We start from the raw sequence: 26,024 nt of genomic DNA, 5'->3' as shown, positions 1-26,024 counted from the left end.
GCATGCGAAGTTTGCGGCATTCTTAGTACTTCTATTCTTTTGGTTCTAGATCTTTCAGGTAGTTAAGTGCATCCTGGAAGGTATCAACCGGAACAATTTTCATATCTGTTCCGATCTCTTCTGCTGCCTTCTTAGCCATCTCATAGTTAGAACCTTCTCTTCCCTCTTCATTTGGAGCGAAGAAGATGTCACAGTCGTCCTCATCAGCTGCTACTACCTTTTTACCAATCCCGCCGATTCTGCCTACCTGACCTTCATAATTAATTTCACCAGTACCAGCGATCTCATAGCCTTTTGTGAGGTCCTGCTTTGTTAATTGATCATAGATTTCTAGTGAAAACATCATCCCGGCGCTAGGCCCGCCAATTTCACCGCTTTTTATCTTAACTTCAGGATCCACTTCCACTGTGCGGTCGGTTACAAGCGATATGCCGACACCTGCTTTATCTGGATTTTCGGGGAAAGTAGCAAGTTCGATCTCTTTTGTCAGCTTTTCCCCGTTTCGTTTAATTGTCAGCGATACCGTCTCTCCTTCACTAAATCCGTCGACATACTCAACCAGTTCTGTTGATTCATTAATCTTTTCCCCATCTACTTGAATAATTTCATCCCCCGCTTTAAGATGATCCGCCGCAGGCATTCCTTTTAACACATTGACAACATAGACTCCTTCGTAATTAATGTCAATATTTTTGTCAGCCGCTTGATAGGCTACCACCTTGGCAGCCTCCTGAGAAGATTCCATCATTCTGAGCTGGGCATGAAAATATTCCTCTTCAGAAATGCCTTCTGGTCTGATCTCATCTAAAGGATGAACTTGATAAAATGGTCTGACTTTGGCGACCAGCCACTGAATCGGTGTAGCCTGCCCGCCTCGGACAGTTACTAAATGCATATCACCCTCACTGGAATACCCGCTGGCCACTTCAACAAAAGGGTCCAGGGCATCAGCGCTTCCCGGTTTGTAAATGTAATAAGGTAATCGATAAGCTCCGAGAAATGCAACGATTAAAATCGTAATGATTCCAGTTATTATAATCCGTTTATTCGATTTCATTATGATGTCCCCTTCCAATTAGCTATCTTGTGTTTAATCGCGTCGATCTGCAATGTGGTTGCTGCTTCCCCTGCCTCAATAATTTCCTTAATATTAGTGAATGCGCGGGAACTGTACGTGGTCACCTCAGGACGTATCATCACATCTGCATCTGAGGAAATCCCCATGGCTGTTGACAGTTGGTCCTGCATAATATCGATACTCTGGAAAATAACATCATAGATAGAATGAATGCTTGGATCAGCATCAAAATGAGAGCAATCAACTGCAATAATCAGATCGGCGCCCATTTGCTTAACTACCGAGACGGGCACCCGGTCAATCACTCCGCCGTCGATATACAAACGATCATTAATTTTTTCTGGGACGAAAATCCCAGGGATCCCTATGCTAGCTCGAACAGCATCGCTTGCAGGACCATTTTGAAATACTTTCTTCGTTCCGGCTGATAAATCTGTCGCAATGATCGACATGGGCAGATTAAATTGTTCAATGGATTTACCAAACGTAAATAAACGGATATACTCCTTAATTCTTCGTCCCTGAATGAACCCCATTTTAGGAACAGTGAAATCAAGGTAGTACTTCCGTTTGAATGTGAAGGCTAACTTATACAGGTCTTCAATCCGTTGTCCCGCTGCATAAAATGAACCGACGAGGGCCCCCATACTGCTTCCAGCGATCAAATGTACCGGAATTCCATGATCACTCAGCACCTTAAGTACTCCTAAATGCGCAAACCCTCGAGCACCCCCTGAGCCAAGGGCCAGCCCTATTTTAGGATGCTCCACACGACATCTCTCCTTGACTGAAAATCGATTGATTCTATTTTATGGTATATCTGCGTTACTTATGAGCGTACATATAAGTGGGGACAACCATTACGATGTAAAATCTATACTCATTTTACTATGGATGATTTTAGAAGTACAGAAAACGACGTGTAAAGGTGTGATGGCTATCGCTAAATTAACGACCGTCGCTTTCACCTTCCTATCTATCTTTTTTACCATTGCCCTTATCATGTATCCTGATACGGTCTTATCCGCCAGTTTACGAGGACTAGACTTATGGGCGACTAAAGTATTTCCATCTTTGCTGCCGTTCTTCATCGTTGCTGAATTGCTTTTCGGGTTCGGTGTCGTCCACGGAGTTGGGGCATTATGCGAACGGTTTATGCGTCCATTATTTAATGTGCCAGGAGCAGGGGGATTTGTTTGGGTGATGGGGATGGTGAGTGGATATCCGGCAGGGGCAAAATGGACAAAAGATTTACGGGAAAACGGCCAGGTCACAAAGATAGAAGCAGAACGACTCGTAGCGTTTTCGAATGCTTCCAGTCCACTCTTCCTCTTCGGTGTGGTAGCAGGTGCATTCTTCGGTAATACAGGCCTGGGGCTGATGATCGCTGCTGCTCATTACGGCGGAAACTTTCTAGTTGGACTTGGAATGCGTTTTTATCGTTATAGGGCAGACCAGCCGACTGGCCACTCTCATAAAAAATCGATAAAAGAAGCATTTCACATTTTGCACCAGACAAGGATGAATGATGGACGCCCGTTTGGCCAGCTGCTTGGAGATTCTGTCATGCGCTCCGTCCAGACCTTAATCCTCGTCGGAGGCTTTATTATGATGTTTTCCGTCGTAACAGATTTGTTAAAACAAACAGATGTCATCCATGTATCTGCTATCCTGCTCAGTTTGATCGGAATTCCTGAAGTATTCCATCTGCCATTAACAGCAGGATTGTTCGAAATAACAACCGGTGTTTCAGCATTGACCGATACAAATACTTCTTTATTAGCTCAATTGGTCTTCGTCAGTTTCATACTAGGATTTCACGGGCTGTCTATTCAAGCTCAAATTGCCAGCATCTTAGCTGATACAGATATTCGCTTCGCACCATATGCCTGGGCGAGACTGGCCCATGGAACCATCGCCGCTCTTCTCATGATGATTTTTTATCCATATTTCGGTGTTGCTGAAGATTCGCTCAATGTATGGACAGGAACACATGATCCACATAATCACTGGATGACTTTTTTTGAAAATTACGGTCCGATCTTTACGCTTTGTCTGCTATCTCTAACTTTTTGCCTCATTTGGATGAAGAAAAGGGGATGAGTCATTCACGTGGACCCGAACAGATAACTTGAGAACAACATCCACCACTTCTGAACTTACCTCAATCGGGCGCACAAATGGATGACAGCATTACCGCTAATCAGATCTTAACCATAGATAAGACATTATGTTTGTTCGTTAAGTCGTATTGTCGCTGAGTTAGGAAGGTATTTAATTGAGATAGGGCCTAAATGGAAATGAATGGATGACCTGAGGTGTAAAAAATATGTAAAAAACCACAAAGAAAGAGGGTGCCCTATTTTGGAGACACCCTCTTGCTTATTTATATTTATTTTGCAGCGCTTTCTCAACAGTCGGTGGAACCAAATCAGAAATATTGGCTCTGTACTTGGCAACTTCTTTGACGATACTTGAACTTAAGAATGAATATTGATTATTCGTCATCATAAAAAAGGTCTCAATTTCTTCATTAAGTTTCCGGTTCATCGATGTAATCTGCATTTCATACTCAAAATCACTAACAGCTCTCAATCCTCGAATGATCGCTTGAGCCCCTTTACCTTCCGCATACTCCATTAACAGTCCGTCACAAGCATCCACTGAAACATTAGGAAGATCAGCTGTTACTTCTTCCAATAATGCTTCACGCTCATGTACATCAAACAACGGCGCCTTGCTTTGATTATTAAACACAGCCACGATAAGGTGATCGAACACCTTCGCCCCGCGTTGAATGATATCTAAATGTCCGTATGTCACAGGATCAAAACTGCCTGGACAAATTGCTAACCTAGTCATTCTGTCACCTCATATCTAAAAATAGAAACACCGATATTACTGCCGTATTTCTCTGTTTTTATTTGTTTAAGTTTCCCTACTTGCATAGGAATATCCTCAGCGGCATCATGTTCACAGACGACGGTTGTCCCGCTATCAATCAGTTCCTCATGAATCAGAGCTTCCAGCAGTTCTTCGTAGGAAAACTTTTTATAAGGGGGATCGAGAAATATGTATTGAAAAGTCAGTCCTCTTTTCCCAGCCGCCTTAATCGCTCTGTGCGCATCAGTTCTAAATATCTCAGCTTGCCCCTTTAGACTGAGGGTCTCCAGATTCTCATGAATGACCTGAATTGCTTTGTGCTGCTGATCCACAAACACACAATGCTCCGCACCGCGGCTTAAAGCTTCAATGCCAAGTCCCCCGCTGCCAGCAAATAGGTCAAGAACTTGTCCGCCGTCAAAAAAAGGACCGATGATTTGAAACAAAGACTCTTTCACTTTGTCCGTCGTGGGTCTAGTTTTATGATTCGGTACAGGTTTAAGTTGTCTGCCTTTATGTACACCCGCAATGACTCGCATCATTTGCACCCCTCTTTCATCCACATTCAACATAATCCTACCACAAATCGTCAAGAGCTGAAAACGTTTCATACATCAAGCGATTTTTTCAGCAAATAATCCCTATTGTTCGTATAAATCATTTTAGAAGTGGTGATACTTAGTTGTGAGGCAGATCTATCTGCTTCGGAAAACGGAAGAGACTTAATTCCCCATAGGTCCTTCTTCCGGTTTCTCCTCTCCCTTTGCTTTTTGTTTCCATATCATAGAAGCAAAAAGAAGGGCTGTCCCTTAGTGGGGCAGCTCTATTTTTTTGTCTGCAACACTTATCGTAAACTTCTATCCCTCTCCATAGACTCGTAATCACTTCCCATGAGTTGCTGGCCCATGCTAAAGTAAGGAGTAGACCATTTGAAAGGACGATACCCATTGATTCAAAAATTTATTGAACTCGGCGAAGGCTATGCAGATATTTATGAACTTGTGGAACTGGGGCGGCTTATGCCTGAGCGCATCCAGCACGCCATTGCTTTCTTTAGTGAAAAATCAAACCGTCCCGTTGCTTCCTTAGCCTTAATTATGAAGCCTACTCCCGAACAAAAATTTCAGCCGATCTACCTTTGCAGAGAGGGCATTCCTAATCCACATGAACAGCCTAATAAACGCTATGAGCTGTTTAAAAATATGGTAGAAAATCATCAAAAGCAAGTCAGCGAATTTACCGTGAAGCCATCGAATGTTTTTCCCGAGACAGACCTGTACTACCAATACTTAATCGGTATATTAAGAACCAATAAGTTTATAGCACCTTTATCATGAGCAGAAGGGAATTCAAAAAAATAACAGGCGTTTGTTATGAAACAAACGCCTGTTAAATTCCCATCTTATAATCATATTGCTTGGCTTTATCCGGTTTAGCATTCTCAAAGTTCGTTCGAATGGCAGGCTTATGGGAAAGATCAACACGCGAGACAAATGGTAAACGCTCCAGTTTTTCCATCTTAAACTCTGCGTCCTCATGATCCACATAAAGAAGGGCGTACTTTTGCTTTTTAGAAGCATGGATTAAATGACCATGTTTTTTAATTTGGCGAATATTCTTCATATGTTGAAAATATACAATGATTCCTTGTCGTTTCACCCTCATATAATTCCCTACTTTGTACTGTATTTATGATGATTTTACCAAATGAATCACTTTTCTTCAATCATCGTTAAGTTAAAAGCTAGAATAGAAACGAAACGCCTGACTCTCATATATTAAAAAAAGAGAATCAGGCGCCTTATGTCTGCTGCAGATGCCCTAAACACCTGTCAGTTCCTTATATTATGTTACGAAGCACAACCACAGCCTCCGCCAGATCCACATCCGCATCCTGAGTCTGTAAACACCATTCCGTTTCTCGGAACCTTGATCTGTTCACTGACACTAAAGGCAACATTCTGACTTATTTCATCCAGCAGCTTTTGTACTTCACGTTCTGCTTTCTTAAAACGAGCCACTTTCTCATGCATGTCCATCTCACGCTTCACACCTCTGACACGTTTCATAATGTTGCTATAATCAGGGTGGTAACGACCAAAGCGCTGCACGTCTTCGTATTGATCTTTCATATTCGTGAAATCCTGAATCAGCCTCTGTGCATCTGCATCGGACCCAAGCTCTTGTTTAGCTTGTTGGTAGTTTTGCATGACCTCTGAATCCATAACCATTTTACCGATCGATTCAGACTGGTCTAATATATCGACAATTTCCATTGTGGCTAACATAGTTGGTGTCACCTCCTCCTATATTGTACCAAATATACAAGTAGAATAAAATGCAGAAGCACGCTATTCTTCTAGAAGGATTTTGATGACAACAGCTTTTTTCCCCCGCGATACCCAGCCGTTAAGCTTTGAGTAACTTGGCATTGATCGCTACCACAATCGTACTCAGACTCATGAGGATAGCCCCCACGGCCGGACTCAGAACTATTCCAATCGGAGCCAGGACCCCTGCAGCTAATGGAATAGCGACGATATTATATCCTGCGGCCCACCATAAATTCTGAACCATTTTCTTATACGTGTTTTGGGATAATTCCACAACCGATACAATGTCTTTTGGATTGCTTTTAACTAAAACGATATCAGCGGTTTCGACAGCTACATCTGTTCCGCTGCCGATTGCGATCCCAACGTCCGCTGTCGCCAGGGCTGGGGCATCATTGACTCCATCCCCTGTCATAGCTACTTTTCTTCCATCTGCCTGAACTTTCTTTACTTGATCTGCTTTATGATCAGGCAGTACTTCTGCATACACTTCATCCATATCGAGCTGCTCAGCAACCCAATCGGCCACTTTCTGATTGTCACCGGTCAACATGATCGAATGGATTCCTTTTTCCTTAAGAGCAGTTATTGCCTCTTTCGCTGAATCCCGTACCATATCAGCCAGCGCTATCATGCCGGCCAATTGTCCTTCGAGCAGAACAAACACAACTGTTTTCCCTTCTTCCGAAAGTTTTTCAAATGATGTAGTATCGTAGGATATATCTTCATCTCTTACATATCGCGGGCTGACAACAGCTACTTGTTTTCCCGCGACGTCCCCTTGCAGTCCTTTCCCTGTCATGGATGCAAAGTTCTCGACCTCATCCAGAGAAACATCGAGTTCCTCAGCTCTTTCGATGATTCCTCTCGCCAGCGGGTGTTCTGAATTCTGTTCAGCACTTGCTGCCCAGTAAATCACGTCTTTTTTCTCAAAGCTCCCAGCGGGAATAATATCCGTAACCCCGAATTCGCCTTTTGTGAGAGTTCCGGTTTTATCAAAAATAACCGCATCCAACTGGCGCGCGTTCTCGAATTGAGTACGATTTCGAATTAACAGACCTTTTTTTGCAGATATAGCGGTTGAAACAGCGACGACTAATGGTGCAGCGAGTCCCAATGCGTGCGGACAAGTGATCACCATAACCGTGACCATCCTTTCTACTGCTACATCGATGGCCGCTCCGATCGCGATCCAAATGATAAAAGTCACAATCCCCGCCGCTAATGCCAGGTAAAACAGCCATTTCGCCGCCCGGTTTGCTAAGTCCTGTGCACGAGATTTTGAACTTTGTGCTTCTTGAACAAGGTTGATGACTTGTGAAAGGTAAGTGTTCTCACCAATATTTTTCACGGCAATAGTCAGACTGCCTTCCTTATTAATCGAACCGCCAATCACTTCATCTTCCTGCGTCTTTTCAACAGGAACGGACTCCCCTGTTAACATCGATTCATCGATCGCTGACTTTCCTTCGATGATAGTGCCGTCCACAGGTATTTTTTCACCAGGTTTCACTAGCACATGATCTTCATGACTCAGCTCATGAATCGGCACATCTTCTGTTTCCCCAGCTTCGTTGATACGATGCGCCTCATTTGGCATGAGTTTAACCAGTTCCTGTAAAGCATTTGAGGCTCCCATGATCGATTTCATCTCAATCCAATGACCAAGCAGCATAATATCGACTAACGTGGCGAGCTCCCAGAAGAAATTACGACCTTCCCAGCCGAAAACCACCAGGGAACTATAGCCATAGGCGACGACAATGGCAAGACCAATCAGTGTCATCATCCCTGGATTTTTATTTTTTAGCTCATCCACGGCCCCAGTTAGAAATGGCCATCCCCCATAGAAGAAGACAAATGTAGCCAAAGTAAATAACACATACTGATCAAATGGAAAAGCAAATTCGAGACCAACAAAATTTTGAATCATAGGAGATAGGAACAATATTGGAATCGTAAATAGAAGAGAAATATAAAATCGCTTCTTAAAATCTGCTACCATATGTTCGTGGTGATTGTGGTGGTCGTGTCCATCATGTTCGTGATCGTGATGATGATGGTCACCCTTATGGTGCTGATGTGAATGTTCTTTCCCATTACCTTCGTGTCCTATATGATGATGTTCATGTTCTTTTGGCACTCTAAACCCCTCCTAATGCGTGATATTATGTTCGCCTTTTTGCACCACCTTTATACTTATACCCTGCACGGGTATATTAAAAACCTATAGATCGATCCTTGATTTGCTATAGATTAAAAATACATTTTTTTAGAACAAAGGTGACTGAACAAATGGTCCAGGTGAATGATTTACAGTCAACGACAAACAATAAACCATAGAAATGGGGGATATATGTATGTCAGGAAACCATGGTCATACTGCCAATAAAAAGGCATTGCTCACTACCTTTATCCTTATAAGCGGATTTATGATTGCTGAGTTTCTGGGTGGATTATTTACAAACAGCCTTGCGCTTCTATCCGATTCTGGTCATATGTTAAGCGATTCGTTCTCCTTAGGGTTGAGCCTGTTAGCTTTTAGAATGGCAGATAAACAAGCTACAGATGAGAAGACATACGGATTTAAGCGATTTGAAGTGTTAGCTGCGCTGTTCAATGGCATTACATTGTTTGCCATATCCATTTACATTTTCATAGAAGCGTACCAGAGATTTCTCGAACCTCCTTCCGTTGCCAGCTACGGGATGTTAGGAATAGCTTTTCTGGGACTGGTCATTAACATCATTGTCGCCTGGATATTAAGAAGCAAAGGGGATACCAAGGAAAACTTAAACATGCGAAGTGCTTTTTTACATGTGCTCGGAGATTTACTCGGTTCGGTAGGAGCTATCGTTGCTGCTTTACTAATATTATTCTTTAACTGGAACCTCGCCGATCCGATTGTCAGCGTAGTCGTTTCCATTCTCATCATTATTAGTGCCTGGCGGGTTACAAAGGATTCGATCCATGTACTTATGGAAGGAACCCCAGAAACCATTACTATGAAAGAGGTAACTACAACATTGTTAAGCATTCCAAACGTTGAGGACATTCATGATTTACATGTTTGGACGATCACCTCTGGATATCCAGCATTAAGTGGTCATTTAGAAGTCAAAACGAACAGCGACCGTGACAAAATCCTTCTCCAAGCCACCCAGATGTTAAAGGAAGAGTTCGGAATTGAACACTCTACCCTTCAGCTTGAAGATGTGAATTCACCCGTTAAAGACCAGGAAAATCACTGGGATTGGGAAAGAAGGTAAGTGTAAGATCACTTTAGTTCTTCCGCTCTTTTAGAAAAATAATTCAGCATAGTCGCCACAAGAAAAATCCCAGAGAATCTTTCTCTGGGATTGGTGTTTTGATAAAGTATTTTACTGATTAATAATAAGGATATCCAATAGTCTCTTGCCTTGCCTTATGCTGGTTTTCCTGCTGAATGTTAGTTATCAGCTGTTGAATCTGTCCGATCGCTCCATTCAGTTCATCGATATGCTTAGAAACATCTTCCCAATTGACATCCTGCATCAGATCTCCAAATTGCTTCATCCAATCCTTTTTATTCCCATCATTTTTTGCTTTGGCTTTTGGTAAGGATGTCCAGAACGGATCATCCTCTCCTAGAATCATCCACTTTTCGTAATAGCTTTGGATAAGTTTATGGTTCTTCCTTAGTTGACTTTTCACATTAGGATTGGCATCTACAAAATCTTTAAATTGCTGGACGCTTGGGTGCAAGACCTTTTCACTCATGTGTACACACCTCACTATAGAAAACTACTCTTCAGCCTATGCATTTTGCCTATAATATGTTCAAGGCAGCGCGAGGAAATTTTGAGTGTAATACAATTGATCCACGCCAACTCCTAAGTGGGTGTATCGTTCATCCAGCAAGGATTCACGGTGGCCTTTGCTATTTATCCATCCATGGATAGCGGCAGTCGCATCGATATACTGTGCTGCGATATTTTCGCCTGCTCTCGTATAGGGAACATTCGCTTCCCTGAGCCTTTCCCCGACACCATCGCCATTTTTTGAATGATGAGAGAAGTAATTATGTTCATTCATATCTTTACTATGACTGAACGCTACCTCCGCCGCCTTGTCATGGACCTTTAACGAGTCCACTTCATGTCTCTGTCGGATATAATTGGTCATCTCGAAGATTTGCTGCTCAGCGCCCTGATTGATCTCCTGCCACTCCTCTGCCGTAAGGATCTGAGGTGTCGGAAGATCCCCTCTATACGTAAGTTGATAGGGCTGCTGTTCCAATAAAATATCATTTCTAACTGCACGGACAGCTGATAGCTCTTCAGTAAATGTATCAAAATAAAGCTGTGCAGACCATTCCTCGTTTAGTGGAATAAGCGGCCGTGCTTCTATATCTTTTTCGGTAAGTTGAAAAGCATACATTCCATTTCGTATCGACACATCTGATTGGAAATTGTAAGTCTGGTTTAATTGATGATAGCTTGTCCCAATAACCAGCTGTTCGTTTGGATTTTCGCTAAAAGTAACTGCCGTAGCTACTTTCCCACCGAGTACACCGAATTGAAAATAACGACCTTCTCCCGAATATACCCACCACTCATACCCATATGGACTTTGATCAATTCTATCCGGCTCCTTAAACTGTGATAGAATCTCTTCACTTGAAGTCCCAAGCCAGGAAAAGAATGTTTTCTGTTCTTCCTGCTTTGCCTGACTATTTTTCGTAACAGCCTGCGCAGGTGGCTCTGTCTCTATGATGGGCTCAGCTGATTGAGGTTCTGGAGGGTCTGTCTGATCAATAAACAAGTAGCAGGCCCCACTTAACAGAATAAACAGCAATCCCACAGCAATCGAATTCCTCATCGCCCAACTCCCTCCTATTAACCTTCTTACTATACTATAAGCTAGACTTCTCGTTTCTAGAACAAAACTGATATACAAACTAGAGGATGATCACTGCTGGAAGATTGGGTAAAGACAGAAGGATAGAGGAAGCCGTCTGAAATCGGAGTTCAAGGAAGGTTCTATTTCCCTTTGCCTGTTATAGACTTTCAGCTTTTGTTGCTGAACCCTCTTTAATATATTTGCTGGAATAAACTTATTCACGGATATATCTTGGTTTTAGCGGTTATATTGAAAATATCACGGATATATTTTTATTATCGCGGTAATACCAAAATTATCGCTGATAAATGATAAAAAACCTCGGCTTTAACCATCATTGAATATGATCAGCCAATAATCCCTTCTCGATCCAGTGTGAGACTGCTGCGCTGCTCATTTGAAAAACATTCTCAACAAATAAGACGACCCAAGGCAATGGGCCGTCTTTTTCGTTGAACTTACTTAATGAAGCTCTGGACGTTCTGAAATGTCGTGTAAAGCTACACCAGCAGCATGATCTGATTTCTGATCAAGTGACAAATCACCAAGCGCAATAATACCTGTCAGTTTTCCGTTTTCAACGACAGGCAGTCGACGCACCTGATGCTCTGCCATCATCTTTCCGGCTTCCTCAAGGGTCGTATCTGGGCTGATATGATACAGATGCTCACTCATCACTTGTTGGATAGATGTAGAATCTGGATTCTTATCAGCATATCCACGGATGACTAAATCTCTATCGGTTACCATTCCCATTAAATGACCATTTTCATCACAAATAGGCACGGATCCAACATTTTGCTGTTTCATCATAGAAGCTGCATCGAATAGGGTATCACTCGTTTGACACACAGATACATCACTCGTCATTACATCTTTAACGGTCTTCATGAATATCCTCCTTTAATTCAGCCGTCGATATGTATTGTTCCCGAATTCTTAAATTTATTACATGCAGGGTTAGGCAATTTATAGTATAATTAAGTTACTGTTGGTAAAGTATGTATAGTAATAGCAAGGCGGTTCACAGCGAATTGCAACTTGTTCTTTTTCATACTAAAATAAGGTTAGATACATAAAATTTGTGAGGTGTATGCAATGAGATTAGAAGGTACTGGAATCGATGGATTAGTAATTGACATTAAACGGCTTACTATGATCATGGAAAGTAATGGGTTTATTTTAGGCGGCTCATGGGATTATGAAAGAGTTAGTTATGATTACAAAATCGACTCCCCAGAGACAAATAAAACGTACTACATCCGCATTCAAGGATATGCGCTGGAAGGTGACGTGGATAAAGGAAGTGCTGTGATTCAGCTGCTGACACCGCTGTTAGGAAAGCACCACTATCCGCATGGGGTAGAATATGGAGAACAAGAAGGTTTTTCTTCAAGCATCATTGATAAAGCGAACAACTTACTTAAGAAATTGCAAGAGCACGTAGCCGCACACCAAACACATAACAACCTCAAAGACTAGTTGAAACTTATTCAAGAGTCGCCCACCACTCTGGTGAGCGGCTCTTTTCCTTACTATAACTAAAAATATAAAGTTAGAAGGGAGCCGCCTTATAAATTGTTCAGCTATCTTACTAAGCGTCAATGGAGTTTGATCCTCCTTACGATATTACTTATCATTGCCGGGTACTTTATTTTACCGATTTCTATTCCATTAATTGCTGCACTCGTCACTGCCTTGTTTTTAAACCCTTCCATACACTGGATCCAGTTTCGTCTTCGCTTAAATAGAAAAATGGCGGTAATGATGGTCTTTCTGTTATTTCTACTCTTTATAGGATTACTCGGAACATATGCTGTGACCAGAGCAGTCACTCAAATCATTCAGCTGGCGGACAATGCACCTACCTACATTAATCAGATTAACAATGTGTTTATTCACTGGGAAAATAATATGGATAATTTTACAAAGAACATGCCGCCGGAATTTGTAGAGAAAGTAACAAACGAATTAATGAGTACACTCGATTCGACTACCCAGGCGATCAGTCAGAAGTTACAGCTAGGCAATATCGCTGTCTTAGCAGCGAAAATCCCTGAATACCTGGTAAGTTTTCTTGTGTATCTGATTGCTTTATTCTTATTTATGCTGGAAATGCCTCGCCTCAGAGAAAATCTTCATAATCAGCTAACCGAAGCTACTTCTGAAAAAGTAAAATTCATGAACGCCCGCTTATCTTATGTTGTTTTTGGATTTTTAAAAGCACAATTCCTGGTCAGTATTATCATCTTTATCGTTTCACTCATCGGCTTGCTGTGGATCGCACCAGAAGTAGCTATCGTCATGGCGCTGATCATCTGGGTGATTGATTTCATTCCAATTATAGGTTCAATTGTGATTTTAGGACCATGGTCATTATACATGTTTATCACAGGAGATATTCCACTTGGAACACAACTGGCTGTATTAGCAATTATCCTGCTTGCTATACGCAGGACAGTTGAACCGAAAGTAATGGGCAGCCACATTGGTTTGTCTCCATTAGCCACCCTGATCGCCATGTATCTCGGCTTACAGCTCATCGGGCTTACAGGCTTTATCCTAGGACCGCTCACTCTGATCGCTTTTAACTCTGCCAAAGAAGCCGGAATCATTAAGTGGAAATTAAAGCTGTGACATCCTCTCGGCATTCATCTGAAATAAGGGGCGTTCTGCCGATATTCCGTAAACAGCCCAAATCCCGTGGTCGATGGCTGCCGACGCACGGGATTATTGATGCTGGTCCAGACTTGATCCAGACTTTACAGCACGACTGTATTTTTCTTTCATAAAAGTAATGATAGAGCCTTTTTCAGAAACTTGGATAAATCCATTGTTAAACAAAACGTGTTGAGAAGAAACATTGCGTTTGTCACATTGGGCTTGCACAGTCTGAACATGCGACTGCTGAAAAGCCCAGTCACACATCGCTTTTACAGCTTCCGTGGCGAAACCCTGATTCCGCTTGGAAATGACCACATAGTAGCCAATTTCGATTATGCCATGTTTGGGCTGCCCCTTAAACCCTATATCTCCGAGTATTTCTCCGACTTTACGATCCACCATCATCCACGGACCGAACCCGAATTCAGATTTATCGTTTTCTAACAACTCCACATACAAAGGCAAAATCACTTTTAATCCATCATGTGGCCAGGATTTATTACGCGGGAAACCATATGTCGTATAAAAACCGACCGGGCTTTTCATTAAAAGCTGGGCTGCTTGAACCGTTATCGGCATAAACCTGATTCGTTCCGTGGCATGTTCCACCTGATCCTCTCCTTTAGTTGTTATAAAAAAAGCAATTAGACGGGTTCATCTAATTGCTGTCTGCTTAAAATCCAAAAATTGCTTTTAGCATGCTTGTCGTCTTTCCACCTTCATAAATCACATATAACAACAGGTACACCATCACACCGGTGACTGCCGTACAAAACCAGATGATACTCGTAACTGGACCAACTTTTCGATGCTTTATTAAATTTCGTTTAAAAGCTAACGTTAAGGTTACAATTCCAAACACTGCTCCCACTGTAGCAAGGATAATGTGAAATATCAGGAAAACAGTGTAGTAAATTTTAATATCATCAGGACCGCCAAAGCTGGTATTTCCGACGAAGATCGTGCGGCTCATGTAAATAGTGAAAAAGATCAATGCACTGATAGATGCAGCTATCATAGCCTTTCTATGTGCTTGAGGTTTATTTACAACAATTAACCGCCAGCCAATAGCAATTAATATCGCGCTTAGTACTATAAAAAAAGTACTTAGTGTGGGTAATAATGGCATGTGCGTTCTCCTTTTCGATAAATCTTGCGACAAAGTTCATAAGTGCGCTCTCGGCTTTACGAATCTGTTTGCATTTGGCTTGGCAGTGGATCAATGGTATCACGCTCGCGATTAAACCAGCTGAAAAAGATTCGAGCAATAATGAAGCCAAAGATGATCTCTTGCGAAACTTTCATGACAATTCCGCCCAAACGCTGATCATGCAGCACTGGCATTGGAGTAAAGAAACTGGGACCACTTAATTGACTTGAGATACCTGTCAGAACATCTGTAGGTACACATAAACTCATCGCCTGCATCCATGCACCTGCTTGGGAATACGTTTCATAAATAGGTGCGCCTGCAAAAATAATCAAACCGCATGCTGGTGTAATTAAAACACCGTTAGCAAATATGTAGCCGATTTTTAAAATAGGGCTTAAACGATCTGTCTTATCTAGTGGGGAATATACGGCCCACCACATACAAAATGCGGTGAATAGAATGCCGGTAGTAATTAGCGCATGAGTCCATTCACTCGATTTGGCATAATCAAACACCTGTGGCATGTGATAAATCGAGAAAAATCCGTTAAATATTAACAAGGCAATCAACGGTCTTGTTAACAAACTAAGCACCGACTTTAGTCCTGGTACTTCAAAAACTTTTTGCCAAATCCAAACAGGGATCCCTTTAATAATGAGGATTGGAAACAGTAAGTAATAAAGTGCCATTTGTATCATATGTGCGGTAAACATAATATGGGCCAGTAAGTCAATCGGAGAACCCTTGATAGCGTATAACAAAACCATCCCGATATAAAACATTACCTGCTGACGCGCTTCAGGTCTTGTTTCACCTTTCTTACGCCATGGTCCGGTTATCATAAAGTATAGGAACGAAAGTACTAAAACAAAAAGCAAATAATAAGGACTCCATAGTGCTCGAAATCCGAATATTTGAAGTTCTAACCACATGGGTGTCTCACCTCAGATTGTATAGACTTGTTACCTCTCTATTTTAACTAATTTTCACGTAAAACACGAGCCTTGTCCAAGATCTTTTTAAATGTTCATAAATTGGACATAAAAGAAAAAGACCGGAGCACCCGGTCTTTTGTCTTCTTTACCACCAAATAATAGTCGTAAAAGTAATGATCGTCAATATGGCAACACTAATGCCTCCATACATCATCATGGCCACCATGTCATGTCCTTTATTCTTCATATGCATGAAGTAGTACAGTTGGAAAAGGACTTGCACAACTGCCAATATGATCAATGTAGGGATGAGGAAATACGAGTTAACCTCAAGCAGAACCATGCTAAATGCAACGATTGTAAATAGAATCATCATCACAAAACTAATTACTTGCTGTTTCATTTCTTCTTTATGTTGCCGCTTCTCAAAGTCCATTTGCTGACTAGGGGATTTCGAGTGATTCGCCATCCATTACCCCACCTTTCCCATCAAATATACGACAGTAAAGATAAATACCCATACAACATCAATGAAGTGCCAGTATAAACTTGCGATATAAAACTTTGGTGCATTATACAAGTTCAGACCACGTCTTGCATTACGAATCATTAGCGCCGTGATCCATGATAAACCAAATAGAACGTGACCACCATGGAATCCAACTAATGTGTAAAATGCAGATCCGAAGGCTGATGAACGGAAAGTGAACTCATATTCATGAATGTAATGATAAAATTCATAAATTTCACAGCCCAGGAATCCTAATCCTAGCACAACGGTAATGCCTAACCATAACTGCATTTTGCCAAAATCATTGTTCTTCATATGGTACATCGCATATACACTTGTCAATGAACTTGTTAAGAGCAGCATCGTCATAATAAACACCAGCTCTAAGCCAAATAGGTGTTCAGGAGTATTCTCCCCCATTGTTGAGCCGTTTAATGCAAGGTATGTTCCAAATAAACATGCAAACAATACGGTTTCCCCGCCAAGGAAGAACCAAAAGCCTATGAATTTATTCTTACCTTCAAGGGTGGCTTTTTCCGGCTCATGTGGCATTTCTTTTGGATTTAGTACATCCTCATTACTCATTACTCGCCAGCCCCCTTCTCAAGATCCTCTTTATGAATATGATGACCTAGATCATCTTTGACTGAACGTGTCAACATGGATCCAAGAGTAATACCCATTCCGATAAATACAAGGATTAGCCACATTTTATCGTCCACTTGATAGATAAATCCAAATCCTGCAATAAACAGCCCTAATGACATTAAAAACGGAAGAATAGAGTTGTTTGGCATATGAATATCACCAAGCGGTTCAGCAGGGGTCATTCCTTTCTTCCCTTCACTTTTCTCAACCCATAGTGCGTCAAGACCGCGGACAAGCGGAGTTTGTTTGAAATTATAATGTGGCGGTGGTGATGGAATCGTCCATTCTAGCGTACGACCATCCCACGGGTCTCCACTTACTTTCTCACCTTTTACGGCAGTTTGAACAATGTTATAGATGAAAACAAGCGTACCAATCGCCATTAGAAATGCTCCGACTGTACTGATCATGTTCCCTACTTCTAGTCCCTGCCCTTCTTGATAAGTCCAGTAACGACGCGGCATTCCAATTAATCCTAAGAAATGCTGAATAAAAAACGTCATATGGAATCCAATGAAGAAAAGCCAGAATGTCCACTTACCTAATGCTTCATTTAGTACCTGCCCGAACATTTTCGGCCACCAGTAATGGAGGGAAGCGAAAATACCGAACACGAGACCACCTACGATAACATAGTGGAAGTGAGCGACTACAAAATACGTATCGTGGTACTGGTAGTCAGCTGCTGCAGCAGCCAGCATAACACCCGTCATACCTCCGATCGTGAAAGTTGGGATGAAAGCAACCGACCAAAGCATTGCCGAATTCATCCGTATGTTACCGCCCCACATCGTAAACAGCCAGTTGAATATCTTAATACCGGTTGGAACGGCAATCGCCATTGTAGCTACGGCAAAGATCGAGTTAGCAATCGGTCCCAAACCTACCGTGAACATGTGGTGAGCCCAAACCATGAAAGCTAAAAAGCCAATCAATACCGTTGCAAATACCATGGCTGAATAACCAAACAGGCGTTTTTTAGAAAAGGTAGAAAAGATTTCACTAAAAGCACCGAAAGCAGGAAGAATCAAGATGTATACTTCCGGGTGTCCAAAGATCCAGAATAAGTGCTCCCAGATCATCGCGTTACCGCCTAGAGCAACATCAAAGAATGCAGACCCAAACATGCGGTCAAACATCATAAGGAAAAGACCAACCGTCAATGCCGGGAAGGCAAACAGAATCAATGTACTCGTTACAAAGACAGTCCATGTAAACAGTGGCATACGCATGTATGTCATACCAGGGGCACGCATATTAACAATCGTCACAAGAAAGTTAATACCCCCTATTAACGTTCCAGCTCCGGAGATTTGCAGACCCATTACATAATAATCTACACCGTGGCCTGGCGAGGTGGTCGAAAGTGGTGCGTAGTTCGTCCAACCCGCATCTGGAGCGCCAGTAAACCAGGATATGTTCAAAATTAACCCACCAAATAAAAACAGCCAGAAACCTAGTGAGTTCAAAAATGGAAAAGCTACATCTCGTGCTCCGATTTGTAAAGGTACAACGGCATTCATTAAAGCAAATATAATCGGCATAGCTGCCAGGAAAATCATTGTTGTACCATGCATCGTTATCATTTCATTATACAGTCCAGCGGATATGAAGTTATTACTAGGCTCCATAAGCTGGATTCGAATTATCATCGCTTCAAGCCCGCCGATCAGGAAAAATAGACCACCGGAGACCAAATAAAGATGGGCAATCTTTTTATGGTCAACCGTTGTTAAATAATCCCAAATCACAGCGCCGAGTCCACGATTTTGAGCAACAGCAGTACTCACGCTTTAACCTCCCTTAAAAACCTCTTTCTCGTAATTTTAAATTATTCTTGGTTGTTTTTACCTGCAGATTCAGGTGTAACTTCTGAATGTTTAAGCTGCAACAGGTAGTCTGCGATTTTGCTTGCTTCCTCTTCAGAGACCAGATTGGCCGGCATTTGGTTACCAGGCTTGATTTCATCAGGATTTACTATCCAATCAACCAAATTCTCTTTCGTCGGTTCAAGAATTCCTGCAATCATCGTACGGTTACCAAAATTGGTTAGATTTGGTGCAATACCAGCACCGCCGCTTCCAATCGCGTGACAACTCATACAGTTGTTATTAAATAACTCTTGGCCTTCTTGTGCAGAGGCTGTCTCTGGTTGAGCTTTAGGATCAACATTTTGCATGTCCTCAACCCACTGGTCAAATTCTTCCTGACTGACGGCAATTACCTTAAAGTCCATCAAGGAGTGCGACGGACCACAAAGCTCAGCACATTGTCCCCAGTAAACGCCTTCTTCATAAGCTTCTAAGTACATCGAATTTACATTTTCACCTGGATTTGTATCCATCTTACCTGCGATGGAAGGAACCCAGAATGAGTGAATAACATCACTCGACTTTAAGTCTAAGTATACGCGTTCACCAGTTGGAATATAAAGGTCCTGACTCGTTGTGATCTCCTGTCCTTTATAATTAAAGTGCCACCAGTACTGATTACCAGTAACCTCAACGGTTAATGCGTCCTCATCATTCTTAGCTCCAGTATCTGCTAAGTCAAACGTAGCTTGAACAGTAGGAACAGCTAGTACTAGAAGTAAAATAATCGGGATCACTGTCCAAATTATTTCTAAAGCTTTGTTACCTTCTGTTTGTTTAGGGATATAGTCTTCCTGTCCCTTTTTCTGACGATAACGAATTAACACAAACGTGTAGATCGCCATTACGATAATAAATACAAAAAGCATTATCGCAATACTGATCATCATAAGATCAAATAATAAATTCGCTCCATATCCTTCTGGCTTTAGTGCAGTCATATTCTCAACCCCGCATCCCGACAGGAAAAGGGTTAATGCGCCAAACAAGATCAAGGAACGGAACTTTCCCATCCAACCTCTCATTGAGTGATACCTCTCTTTCTCTTTTGATTGAATTATATTATTGGAACTAGCTCTTAAAAAGAGTCAGTTACCTTAAAAAGAAACAGGCAATGTGACAAGCACCATTGTTAAGAATAGGATTGTCAAATAGTTCAAGGAATAAACAAACATCCACTTGGCCCATTTATAATCATCTTTCATTAAGAATCCGGCTAAACCCAGTATCAGCCAGCCAAATGACAAGACGAAGGCCACAGTTAGAAATATTCCTCCCAAAGAAACTAAGTAAATCGGTAATGGCAATAAACAAGCTACATAAACGACCACTTGCCGTTTGGTCATTTTAAAACCATGAACAACCGGCAGCATCGGTATTCCAGCTGCTTTGTAATCCTCTTTTTTCTTCATGGCTAAAGCTAAAAAATGAGGAGTTTGCCAAATAAACATAATTAAAAATAAGATAACAGCTTCTAACCGTAGTCCCGGTTCAACAGCGGCCCAGCCAATTAACGGCGGAACAGCACCGGAAAAACTTCCAATTACCGTGTTGATTGTATATTTTCTCTTAGACCACATGGTGTACAGCACAACATAAACAAACCAGCCAAATGCTCCAAAGAGGGCAGCTTCTATGGTTGTGAATAACAGAATAATAAAACCAAGGCTTGAAGCGCCTATACCCATCCATAGAATCGCAGACAATGGAATCGACCCCGTAACAGTGGGACGGCTGACCGTTCGTGTCATAATGTGATCGATATCTCTATCATACCAGTTATTAATAATACATCCACCCGCAATTAAGAAAGCGGTTCCGCACATGGTCAATAAGAATGTCAGCCACTGACTGGCGAAGCCGGTACCGGTAAAATACATGGCAAGCCAGAACCCTGTAAACGTTGTAATCAGATTGGAGTTTATTATTCCGACTTTAATTAAGCTTTTTATATCAGCTATCATTGAAGTTTCACGGACAGTTGAATTGTTCACAACATGTGAAGCGCCAGGCTCAACTGTTCTAGGGTTGTCCATCGAAATATCTTCCCTCCTTCTTTCTTTTATAGCATTGGCAAGTTTGCTATAAATCAGTCATCATTCTCCACAAACATATGCAATTCATGGAAACATCAAAATAATTGTATCATGGAATTTCTCTTCAATCTATTTTTCCTTTACAATTTTATTTAAATGTGACAAATATGTGACACATTTTTCGCAAAGGCTTTCCCTATCTTCTATGTAGGAAAAAAATAAATCGACACCTTTATAGTTCTAGCAAATTACGAGCTACAATGCAAGGGCTTGACAATAGGAATTCTATTTCTTTCTTTTATTAGAAAAAGACCTGACACTTATTACTGTGCCAGGTCTTTACTATTCTATTCGAATTCGATGAGTAAGTCCTCTACATGAATCGCTTCATTATTACCGACATAAATCTCTTTGATCACACCATCAAAAGGTGCTTGAACTGTTGTTTCCATCTTCATGGCCTCGGTAATCATGAGATGATCTCCTTTTTGAACTTTGTCGCCTTTTTCGGAAAGGACCTTAATGACCGTTCCTGGCATACTCGCTCCAATATGTTTAACATTTGATTTGTCTGCCTTTGGCCGTTGTTGAACCGTAGCTTTCACATTCAGGTCTTTAATAACTACCTCACGAGGCTGACCGTTCAATTCAAAGTAGACCGTTCTCGTTGCATCGACTTGAGGTTCTCCAATCGAAACGAGTTTGACGATCAACGTCTTCCCTTGTTCAATCTCCACTTCAATCTCTTCCCCAAGACGCATACCATAGAAGAAAGTCGGTGTATCCAGAACTGACATGTCGCCATATTGTTCAGTAAATTTGTGATAATCCATAAACACTTTAGGATACAGAGCATGGCTGATCATATCAAAACTAGTAACCTGGCGATCTAGCTTATGGAACAATGTTTCCTTTAAATCCTTGAAATCGACTGGGTCCAGCAGTTCACCTGGGCGTTCGTTAATCGGCTGTCTGCCTTTTAATACAATTCGCTGCAGCTCTGAAGGAAATCCTTCATAAGGCTGTCCTAAATACCCCTGAAAAAGTTCTACAACACTATCTGGAAAAGCTAGTGATTCGCCTTTTTCATAAACATCATCTTCATTCAATTCGTTCTGAACCATGAATAAGGCCATATCGCCAACCACTTTGGAAGACGGTGTAACTTTAACAATATCTCCGAACATGTCATTTACCCTGCGGTACATTCGCTTCACTTCATCCCAGCGGTCTGCTAAACCAACGGCTCGTGCCTGCTGCTGCAGGTTACTATATTGGCCCCCAGGCATTTCATGATGATAAACTTCAGTATGTGGAGCCTTCATGCCACTTTCAAAGTCGGTATAGTACTTCCTGATGTCCTCCCAATAATGTCCTAATTGTTCGTATGCAACAATATCGACATTCGGTTTGCGTTCGCTTCCTTCTAATGCATAGTACAGCGTATTGGCACTAGGCTGAGAAGTTAGTCCGGCCATGGAACCTGTTGCCACGTCCACTACATCGACTCCTGCTTCAACGGCTCGTGCGTAAGTAAAGATGCCATTGCCGCTCGTATCATGGGTATGAAGATGGATCGGAATATCAATCGTTTCTTTCAAGCTTGAAATAAGCTGATATGCCGCTTCAGGCTTAAGCAACCCGGCCATATCCTTAATGCCAAGGATGTGTGCGCCAGCGTCCTGAAGTTCTTTAGCTAAGTTTTGATAATACTTCAGATCATATTTAGGCCTTGATGAATCCAGTATGTCACCTGTATAACACATCGCTGCTTCAGCAATCTTATTGTTTTCCCGGACCGCTTCAATTGTTAATTTCATTCCTTCAACCCAGTTTAAACTATCAAAGATTCTAAAGACATCAATCCCAGCGTTGGAACTCTTCTCCACAAATTCGCGAATCAGGTTATCAGGATAATTTTTATACCCTACTGCATTGGAAGCACGTAACAGCATTTGGAAAAGTACATTAGGAGATTTCTTCCGTAATGTCAGCAGCCTCTCCCACGGATCTTCATTTAGGAATCGATACGAAACATCAAAGGTCGCCCCGCCCCACATTTCAAGTGAGAATAAGTCAGGAAGCAATCGGGATGTTGGTTCAGCGATTGTTTGTAAATCTTTTGTTCTTACCCTTGTTGCCAGCAGTGATTGATGAGCATCACGGAACGTTGTATCTGTCAGCAGGACTTCTTTCTGCTCTTTCAACCATTTGGCCAGACCATCCGGACCTCTTTCATCTAAGATCTGTTTCGTTCCCCCAGGAATGTCATCTGAATACTTGACTTGAGGAATACGCGGGTTAGGCAGTGTCGGTTTCTTTCTGCTTCCTTGACCTTCAAAGCCATTAACCGTGCGATCAGCAATATAGCTCAGCATCTTCGTCCCACGGTCTTTTCGCTTCGGAAAAACAAACAGTTCCGGTGAACGATCAATAAACGTCGTATTGTAAACTCCTGATTGAAACTGGCTGTGCTGAATGACATTTTGTAAAAACGGGATGTTCGTTTTAATCCCGCGAATTCTAAACTCTTTCAAGTTACGTACCATTTTATGAGCAGCCTGATCAAAAGTCAGCGCCCAAGTTGATAGTTTCACAAGCAAGGAATCGTAATAGGGTGAAATAACTGCCCCTTGGAATCCATTACCAGCGTCAAGACGTACGCCAAATCCACCACCAGTCCGGTAGGCCATAATTTTTCCGGTGTCCGGCATGAAATTGTTAAGCGGGTCCTCTGTCGTTACACGCGATTGAATCGCATACCCGTGTGTACGGATATTTTCCTGACCCGGAATTCCTATTTGTTTACTATGAAGGTGGTGACCTTCTGCGATTAAAATTTGGGTCTGGACAATATCAACACCTGTGATCATTTCCGTAATGGTATGTTCAACTTGTACACGCGGATTAACTTCAATGAAATAAAACTCATCATTAGAGACGAGGAACTCTACGGTTCCCGCATTTACGTAGTTCACGTTTTTCATAAGGGTAACGGCAGCATCACATATTTTTTCTCTTAATCCCTCAGGAAGTGATACACTAGGCGCCACTTCTACAACCTTCTGATGGCGGCGCTGTACAGAACAATCCCGCTCATATAAGTGAACAAACTGTCCTTCAAAATCCCCTAGGATCTGCACTTCAATATGTTTAGGCTCTTCTACAAGCTTCTCAACATAAACTTCATCACTTCCAAAAGCTGCTTTAGCCTCCGAACGGGCACGGTCATAAGCGTCTTGAAGGTTCTCGGCACTACGGACAATCCGCATGCCGCGGCCTCCGCCTCCCATCGCTGCTTTAATCATTAAAGGATAGCCATTCTTGTCACCGAAATCCCGGACTTCCTGGAGGCCTGCCACCGGACCGTCACTTCCCGGGATGACTGGAATGTCCGCCTGGACTGCCTGATCTCTCGCTTTGACCTTATCACCGAACATATTAAGGTGCTCGCTGGTCGGTCCGATAAAGATAATCCCTTCTTCTTCACACCTTCTGGCAAAATCTATATTCTCAGACAGAAAACCGTAGCCAGGATGGATAGCGTCAACTCCGACACTTTTAGCTGTTTCAATGATCCCTTCGATATCGAGGTAAGCATCGATCGGCTTCTTCCCCTCCCCGACCAAATAAGCTTCATCCGCCTTATACCTGTGGTAGGACCCTGTATCTTCTTGTGAGTACACAGCTACTGTACGGATATTTAACTCAGTACAAGCACGGAAAACACGAATAGCAATTTCTCCACGATTGGCTACTAAAACCTTGTCAATTTTCTTTAGTTCCATGATCTCACTCCTTGTTGTCTAGTCCGATGTACGGGCTCCCGTTCTGGTTCGTACGTTTCTGCTCTTTCTTCCTCTTTGACTTTGACCGTTCTTGCAATGTTATTAAGAATCCCCAAAGAAAACATCATAATAACCAGTGAGGATCCCCCATAGCTTACAAGTGGCAGCGTCACACCTGTAATAGGCAAGAGACCACTCATAGCCCCTAAATTAATAAAAGACTGTATAGCAAATAACGATGAAATCCCGAGGGCAAGTAAAGATCCAAATGCATCCTTACATCGCCACGATATGTACAATCCTCTTAATACAATGGTGGCTAATAACCCCACTGTGATCACAACACCTATGAAGCCCAGTTCTTCCGCAATAACTGCCATAATAAAATCGGTATGCGGTTCTGGTAGATAACCCAGTTTCTGTACACCTTGTCCCAGTCCAACACCCGTTAGTCCACCTGTCGCAATCGCAACATACGATTGGATCAAATGATACCCGTCACTTTGCGGGGCTTCAAATGGCTGATAAGCACCAGTAAACCGGTTAATTCTTTCATCAGTTACGAGTTGTGAACCTGCCATGATTAGAATACCTGCCGTCACTACAACGAGCAGCAGGATATGTTTCCCTTTTATCCCTGAACACATAATAATCACACTAGCCAGCATTCCAATAATCGCCGCCGAACCAATATCAGGCTGCATAATAATTAACCCGAGCAGTACTGAAATGATCACAAGGGGCGGCAGTACAGCTTTAGGAAAATTCCCAATATACTTCTGCTTGTTGGCATACACAGATGACAGGTAAATAATAATGCCAATTTTGACGAACTCTGCCGGCTGGAAACTTAACGGCCCAAGGTCATACCAGGATAACGAATTATTGACCGCTGTCCCAAAGGCGAACAACCCGACTAATAAAACGACCATTAGCAGTACGGTCGCTTTGGCCAATCGTTTAAAGTGACGATATGGGAAAGCGGACATAAAGAATAAAAGGATAATTCCTAGAACCATCCATTGTAGCTGCTTGACCAAATAATGATTACTGGATACGTCAAGAACAACCGGCCCGTATACCATACTCGCACTATAAACCATGACAGTGCCAAAGGCTACTAAGGCAATAGGGGCAAAAAGCAATGTGAAGTCAAAGGTTTTCAATCGTTGTAACATATCATTCATCCCTACTATGTATATTTTCTATAAAAGTTGTCACAATTCCTTCTTATATGACAATT

At 42.0% G+C, this 26,024-nt stretch carries 25 protein-coding genes; 5 read left to right on the top strand and 20 right to left on the bottom strand.

The window, feature by feature from the left end:
• Positions 1-31: 31 nt before the first annotated feature.
• Both B5354_RS15660 and B5354_RS15655 read right to left on the bottom strand, forming a co-directional pair.
• On the bottom strand, positions 32-1,057 hold the full coding sequence (locus tag B5354_RS15660; protein WP_079529738.1) for a SepM family pheromone-processing serine protease: 1,026 nt from the start codon (positions 1,055-1,057) through the stop codon (positions 32-34).
• Positions 1,057-1,848 carry a patatin-like phospholipase family protein gene (locus tag B5354_RS15655; protein ID WP_079529737.1) on the bottom strand — a complete coding sequence of 264 codons (792 nt, stop codon included), beginning with the start codon at positions 1,846-1,848 and terminating at the stop codon, positions 1,057-1,059. The genes B5354_RS15660 and B5354_RS15655 overlap by 1 nt, the downstream gene beginning before the upstream one ends.
• A gap of 13 nt (positions 1,849-1,861) precedes the next feature.
• On the opposite strand from B5354_RS15655, the gene ylbJ reads away from it, so the two are divergent.
• A complete protein-coding gene (gene ylbJ, locus B5354_RS15650) occupies positions 1,862-3,181 on the top strand; it encodes a sporulation integral membrane protein YlbJ (protein WP_245804808.1) in 1,320 nt (439 codons plus the stop codon).
• Positions 3,182-3,460: 279 nt separating this feature from the next.
• On the opposite strand, the gene coaD is transcribed toward ylbJ, so the two are convergent.
• Together coaD and rsmD are read right to left on the bottom strand one after the other, a co-directional pair.
• Positions 3,461-3,940: a pantetheine-phosphate adenylyltransferase gene (coaD, locus tag B5354_RS15645; protein WP_079529736.1), complete on the bottom strand. Its 480-nt coding sequence runs from the start codon at positions 3,938-3,940 to the stop codon at positions 3,461-3,463.
• Positions 3,937-4,533, bottom strand: a complete 597-nt coding sequence (gene rsmD, locus B5354_RS15640) for a 16S rRNA (guanine(966)-N(2))-methyltransferase RsmD (protein WP_079529735.1) — start codon at positions 4,531-4,533, stop codon at positions 3,937-3,939. Before rsmD ends, coaD begins: the two co-directional genes overlap by 4 nt.
• 375 nt (positions 4,534-4,908) lie before the next feature.
• On the opposite strand from rsmD, the gene B5354_RS15635 reads away from it, so the two are divergent.
• Positions 4,909-5,298 carry a DUF7147 family protein gene (locus tag B5354_RS15635; protein ID WP_079530606.1) on the top strand — a complete coding sequence of 130 codons (390 nt, stop codon included), beginning with the start codon at positions 4,909-4,911 and terminating at the stop codon, positions 5,296-5,298.
• A gap of 52 nt (positions 5,299-5,350) precedes the next feature.
• Here B5354_RS15635 and B5354_RS15630 read toward each other — a convergent pair whose 3' ends face one another.
• The 3 genes from B5354_RS15630 to B5354_RS15620 all read right to left on the bottom strand — a co-directional run bounded on the left by B5354_RS15630 (position 5,351) and on the right by B5354_RS15620 (position 8,299).
• Complete coding sequence (locus B5354_RS15630) at positions 5,351-5,626, bottom strand: YlbG family protein (RefSeq protein WP_079529734.1); 276 nt, start codon at positions 5,624-5,626, stop codon at positions 5,351-5,353.
• Between the two features lie 185 nt (positions 5,627-5,811).
• Entirely contained in the window at positions 5,812-6,249 is a 438-nt protein-coding gene (locus B5354_RS15625) for a YlbF/YmcA family competence regulator (protein WP_079529733.1), read from the bottom strand.
• A gap of 121 nt (positions 6,250-6,370) precedes the next feature.
• On the bottom strand, positions 6,371-8,299 hold the full coding sequence (locus B5354_RS15620) for a copper-translocating P-type ATPase (protein ID WP_139377183.1): 1,929 nt from the start codon (positions 8,297-8,299) through the stop codon (positions 6,371-6,373).
• Positions 8,300-8,654: 355 nt separating this feature from the next.
• Here B5354_RS15620 and B5354_RS15615 point away from each other — a divergent pair, with 355 nt between their 5' ends.
• Positions 8,655-9,563, top strand: coding sequence for a cation diffusion facilitator family transporter (locus B5354_RS15615; RefSeq protein WP_079529731.1), 909 nt, complete (start codon positions 8,655-8,657; stop codon positions 9,561-9,563).
• A gap of 118 nt (positions 9,564-9,681) precedes the next feature.
• Here the strand turns inward: B5354_RS15615 and ylbD are convergent, their stop codons facing one another.
• The 3 genes from ylbD to B5354_RS15600 form a co-directional block, all read right to left on the bottom strand.
• Positions 9,682-10,053, bottom strand: coding sequence for a spore coat protein YlbD (gene ylbD / locus B5354_RS15610; RefSeq protein ID WP_079529730.1), 372 nt, complete (start codon positions 10,051-10,053; stop codon positions 9,682-9,684).
• A 60-nt stretch (positions 10,054-10,113) separates the two neighbouring features.
• Entirely contained in the window at positions 10,114-11,154 is a 1,041-nt protein-coding gene (locus B5354_RS15605; RefSeq protein WP_079529729.1) for a CAP domain-containing protein, read from the bottom strand.
• Positions 11,155-11,637: 483 nt separating this feature from the next.
• Positions 11,638-12,066 (bottom strand): CBS domain-containing protein, encoded by a 429-nt coding sequence (locus tag B5354_RS15600; protein ID WP_079529728.1) that lies wholly within the window; start codon positions 12,064-12,066, stop codon positions 11,638-11,640.
• 207 nt (positions 12,067-12,273) lie between these two features.
• Here B5354_RS15600 and B5354_RS15595 point away from each other — a divergent pair, with 207 nt between their 5' ends.
• A complete protein-coding gene (locus B5354_RS15595) occupies positions 12,274-12,657 on the top strand; it encodes a YugN family protein (RefSeq protein WP_079529727.1) in 384 nt (127 codons plus the stop codon).
• A gap of 96 nt (positions 12,658-12,753) precedes the next feature.
• Positions 12,754-13,812, top strand: a complete 1,059-nt coding sequence (gene ytvI, locus B5354_RS15590; RefSeq protein WP_079529726.1) for a sporulation integral membrane protein YtvI — start codon at positions 12,754-12,756, stop codon at positions 13,810-13,812.
• Positions 13,813-13,905: 93 nt separating this feature from the next.
• Here the strand turns inward: ytvI and B5354_RS15585 are convergent, their stop codons facing one another.
• From B5354_RS15585 to B5354_RS15540, 10 genes are all read right to left on the bottom strand, one after another.
• Positions 13,906-14,448 (bottom strand): GNAT family N-acetyltransferase, encoded by a 543-nt coding sequence (locus B5354_RS15585; protein WP_139377152.1) that lies wholly within the window; start codon positions 14,446-14,448, stop codon positions 13,906-13,908.
• Between the two features lie 64 nt (positions 14,449-14,512).
• Entirely contained in the window at positions 14,513-14,968 is a 456-nt protein-coding gene (locus B5354_RS15580) for a DUF420 domain-containing protein (RefSeq protein ID WP_079529725.1), read from the bottom strand.
• 56 nt (positions 14,969-15,024) lie between these two features.
• On the bottom strand, positions 15,025-15,924 hold the full coding sequence (gene ctaG, locus B5354_RS15575) for a cytochrome c oxidase assembly factor CtaG (protein ID WP_079529724.1): 900 nt from the start codon (positions 15,922-15,924) through the stop codon (positions 15,025-15,027).
• Positions 15,925-16,072: 148 nt separating this feature from the next.
• Positions 16,073-16,396 carry a cytochrome c oxidase subunit IVB gene (ctaF, locus tag B5354_RS15570; protein ID WP_079529723.1) on the bottom strand — a complete coding sequence of 108 codons (324 nt, stop codon included), beginning with the start codon at positions 16,394-16,396 and terminating at the stop codon, positions 16,073-16,075.
• A 3-nt stretch (positions 16,397-16,399) separates the two neighbouring features.
• Complete coding sequence (locus B5354_RS15565; protein ID WP_079529722.1) at positions 16,400-17,023, bottom strand: cytochrome (ubi)quinol oxidase subunit III; 624 nt, start codon at positions 17,021-17,023, stop codon at positions 16,400-16,402.
• Entirely contained in the window at positions 17,023-18,876 is a 1,854-nt protein-coding gene (gene ctaD / locus B5354_RS15560) for a cytochrome c oxidase subunit I (protein WP_079529721.1), read from the bottom strand. The genes B5354_RS15565 and ctaD overlap by 1 nt, the downstream gene beginning before the upstream one ends.
• A 41-nt stretch (positions 18,877-18,917) precedes the next feature.
• Positions 18,918-19,982, bottom strand: a complete 1,065-nt coding sequence (gene coxB / locus B5354_RS15555) for a cytochrome c oxidase subunit II (protein WP_079529720.1) — start codon at positions 19,980-19,982, stop codon at positions 18,918-18,920.
• Positions 19,983-20,054: 72 nt separating this feature from the next.
• Positions 20,055-20,993 carry a heme o synthase gene (gene cyoE, locus B5354_RS15550; protein WP_079529719.1) on the bottom strand — a complete coding sequence of 313 codons (939 nt, stop codon included), beginning with the start codon at positions 20,991-20,993 and terminating at the stop codon, positions 20,055-20,057.
• 347 nt (positions 20,994-21,340) lie between these two features.
• Positions 21,341-24,781: a pyruvate carboxylase gene (gene pyc / locus B5354_RS15545; protein ID WP_079529718.1), complete on the bottom strand. Its 3,441-nt coding sequence runs from the start codon at positions 24,779-24,781 to the stop codon at positions 21,341-21,343.
• The gene (locus tag B5354_RS15540; RefSeq protein ID WP_079529717.1) at positions 24,772-25,959 is read right to left on the bottom strand and encodes an FtsW/RodA/SpoVE family cell cycle protein; all 1,188 of its coding nucleotides are present in this window, start codon (positions 25,957-25,959) and stop codon (positions 24,772-24,774) included. Before B5354_RS15540 ends, pyc begins: the two co-directional genes overlap by 10 nt.
• Positions 25,960-26,024 lie beyond the last annotated feature (65 nt).

It is taken from the genome of Halobacillus hunanensis, assembly GCF_900166655.1.
Lineage (GTDB): Bacteria > Bacillota > Bacilli > Bacillales > Halobacillaceae > Halobacillus_A > Halobacillus_A hunanensis.
This window is presented reverse-complemented; position numbering and strand designations above follow the sequence as displayed.

What these genes read in the sequence shown, in the direction of transcription:
- B5354_RS15630 (WP_079529734.1), bottom strand. Translation starts at nt 5,626, where the DNA reads ATGAGGGTGAAACGACAAGGAATCATTGTATATTTTCAACATATGAAG.
- B5354_RS15540 (WP_079529717.1), bottom strand. Translation starts at nt 25,959, where the DNA reads ATGTTACAACGATTGAAAACCTTTGACTTCACATTGCTTTTTGCCCCT.
- ctaF (WP_079529723.1), bottom strand. Translation starts at nt 16,396, where the DNA reads ATGGCGAATCACTCGAAATCCCCTAGTCAGCAAATGGACTTTGAGAAG.
- rsmD (WP_079529735.1), bottom strand. Translation starts at nt 4,533, where the DNA reads ATGTTGAATGTGGATGAAAGAGGGGTGCAAATGATGCGAGTCATTGCG.
- cyoE (WP_079529719.1), bottom strand. Translation starts at nt 20,993, where the DNA reads ATGGACAACCCTAGAACAGTTGAGCCTGGCGCTTCACATGTTGTGAAC.
- coxB (WP_079529720.1), bottom strand. Translation starts at nt 19,982, where the DNA reads ATGAGAGGTTGGATGGGAAAGTTCCGTTCCTTGATCTTGTTTGGCGCA.
- B5354_RS15605 (WP_079529729.1), bottom strand. Translation starts at nt 11,154, where the DNA reads ATGAGGAATTCGATTGCTGTGGGATTGCTGTTTATTCTGTTAAGTGGG.
- coaD (WP_079529736.1), bottom strand. Translation starts at nt 3,940, where the DNA reads ATGACTAGGTTAGCAATTTGTCCAGGCAGTTTTGATCCTGTGACATAC.
- B5354_RS15600 (WP_079529728.1), bottom strand. Translation starts at nt 12,066, where the DNA reads ATGAAGACCGTTAAAGATGTAATGACGAGTGATGTATCTGTGTGTCAA.
- B5354_RS15565 (WP_079529722.1), bottom strand. Translation starts at nt 17,023, where the DNA reads ATGAGTAATGAGGATGTACTAAATCCAAAAGAAATGCCACATGAGCCG.
- ylbD (WP_079529730.1), bottom strand. Translation starts at nt 10,053, where the DNA reads ATGAGTGAAAAGGTCTTGCACCCAAGCGTCCAGCAATTTAAAGATTTT.
- B5354_RS15615 (WP_079529731.1), top strand. Translation starts at nt 8,655, where the DNA reads ATGTCAGGAAACCATGGTCATACTGCCAATAAAAAGGCATTGCTCACT.
- B5354_RS15620 (WP_139377183.1), bottom strand. Translation starts at nt 8,299, where the DNA reads ATGGTAGCAGATTTTAAGAAGCGATTTTATATTTCTCTTCTATTTACG.
- pyc (WP_079529718.1), bottom strand. Translation starts at nt 24,781, where the DNA reads ATGGAACTAAAGAAAATTGACAAGGTTTTAGTAGCCAATCGTGGAGAA.
- B5354_RS15625 (WP_079529733.1), bottom strand. Translation starts at nt 6,249, where the DNA reads ATGTTAGCCACAATGGAAATTGTCGATATATTAGACCAGTCTGAATCG.
- B5354_RS15660 (WP_079529738.1), bottom strand. Translation starts at nt 1,057, where the DNA reads ATGAAATCGAATAAACGGATTATAATAACTGGAATCATTACGATTTTA.
- B5354_RS15595 (WP_079529727.1), top strand. Translation starts at nt 12,274, where the DNA reads ATGAGATTAGAAGGTACTGGAATCGATGGATTAGTAATTGACATTAAA.
- B5354_RS15580 (WP_079529725.1), bottom strand. Translation starts at nt 14,968, where the DNA reads ATGCCATTATTACCCACACTAAGTACTTTTTTTATAGTACTAAGCGCG.
- ctaG (WP_079529724.1), bottom strand. Translation starts at nt 15,924, where the DNA reads ATGTGGTTAGAACTTCAAATATTCGGATTTCGAGCACTATGGAGTCCT.